Origin of the sequence: Pseudomonas sp. BS-2016 (assembly GCF_001806145.1) — a bacterium.
Classification (GTDB): domain Bacteria; phylum Pseudomonadota; class Gammaproteobacteria; order Pseudomonadales; family Pseudomonadaceae; genus Aquipseudomonas; species Aquipseudomonas lundensis.
Genome location: NZ_MLCT01000129.1, coordinates 1 through 1,641 on the forward strand (window position 1 = coordinate 1; position 1,641 = coordinate 1,641).

Sequence of the window (1,641 nt, forward strand, 5' to 3'; positions counted from 1 at the left end):
GCGTTTTTCTTTTGAGCTGTGCTTGATGGAGCGATCATGTTTGTCCAGATTCTAGGTTCCGCCGCCGGCGGTGGCTTCCCGCAGTGGAACTGCAACTGCGTGAACTGCGCAGGTTTTCGCGATGGCAGCCTGCGGGCCCAGGCGCGTACCCAGTCATCCATCGCGATCTCCGACAATGGCGTGAATTGGGTGCTCTGCAATGCCTCGCCGGATATCCGCGCACAACTCCAGGGCTTTGCGCCCATGCAACCGGGCCGCGCCCTGCGCGATACCGGCATCAGCGCAATCATCCTGATGGACAGCCAGATCGACCATACCACTGGCCTGCTGAGCCTGCGCGAAGGCTGCCCGCACCAGGTGTGGTGCACCGACATGGTCCACGAAGACCTGAGCACCGGTTTCCCGTTGTTCACCATGCTGACCCACTGGAACGGTGGCCTGGCCTGGAACCGCATCGAGTTGGACGCCAGCTTCACCATCCCGGCCTGCCCCAACCTGCGCTTCACCCCGCTGCCGTTGCGCAGCGCCGCACCGCCCTATTCGCCGCACCGTTTCGACCCGCACCCCGGTGACAACATTGGCCTGATCGTCGAAGACCTGCGCACCGGCGGCAAATTGTTCTACGCCCCGGGCCTGGGCAAGGTCGACGCACCGCTGCTGGACATCATGGCCGGCAGTGACTGCCTGCTGGTGGACGGCACGATGTGGGACGACGATGAAATGCAGCGCCGTGGCGTCGGCACCCGCACCGGGCGTGAGATGGGCCACCTGGCACAGAACGGCCCCGGCGGCATGCTTGAAGTGCTCGAGCAACTGCCCAAACAGCGCAAAGTGCTTATCCACATCAACAACACCAACCCGATCCTCGATGAAGACTCCCCCGAGCGAGCGGAGCTGGTGCGGCGCAATGTCGAAGTGGCTTACGACGGCATGAGCATTGAATTGTAGGAGCGATAGAAATGACCGACACACCGTTGAGCAAGGCTGAGTTCGAAGCAGCCCTGCGCGCCAAGGGCGCCTTCTACCATATCCATCACCCTTACCATGTGGCGATGTACGAAGGCCGCGCCAGCCGTGAGCAGATCCAAGGCTGGGTCGCCAATCGCTTCTACTATCAGGTGAATATCCCGCTGAAAGACGCGGCGATCCTGGCCAACTGCCCAGACCGTGAAATCCGTCGCGAATGGATCCAGCGCCTGCTCGACCATGACGGCGCGCCCGGTGAAGACGGCGGTATCGAAGCCTGGCTGCGCCTGGGCCAGGCCGTGGGCCTGGACCCCGACCAACTGCGCTCCCAGGAGTTGGTGCTGCCCGGCGTACGCTTCGCCGTGGACGCCTATGTCAATTTCGCCCGCCGCGCCAGCTGGCAGGAAGCCGCCAGCAGCTCGCTGACCGAGCTGTTCGCGCCGCAAATCCACCAGTCGCGCCTCGACAGTTGGCCCCAGCATTACCCGTGGATCGACCCGGCCGGTTACGAATACTTCCGCACACGCCTGGGCCAAGCCCGTCGCGATGTGGAACACGGCTTGGCGATCACCCTGCAGCACTACACCACCCGCGAGGGGCAGGAGCGCATGCTGGAAATTCTCCAGTTCAAACTGGACATCCTCTGGAGCATGCTGGACGCCATGAGCATGGCCT

Annotated in this window: 2 protein-coding genes; both read left to right on the plus strand. The window is 63.3% G+C overall.

Translation table 11 applies throughout. The features are described 5' to 3' along the window. The first annotated feature begins 36 nt into the window (after positions 1-36). Positions 37-948: a pyrroloquinoline quinone biosynthesis protein PqqB gene (gene pqqB, locus BKD70_RS22965; protein ID WP_034128837.1), complete on the plus strand. Its 912-nt coding sequence runs from the start codon at positions 37-39 to the stop codon at positions 946-948. A gap of 11 nt (positions 949-959) precedes the next feature. Next, positions 960-1,641: pyrroloquinoline-quinone synthase PqqC (gene pqqC, locus BKD70_RS22970; protein WP_070415466.1), on the plus strand; the 682-nt coding region annotated here is incomplete at its 3' end.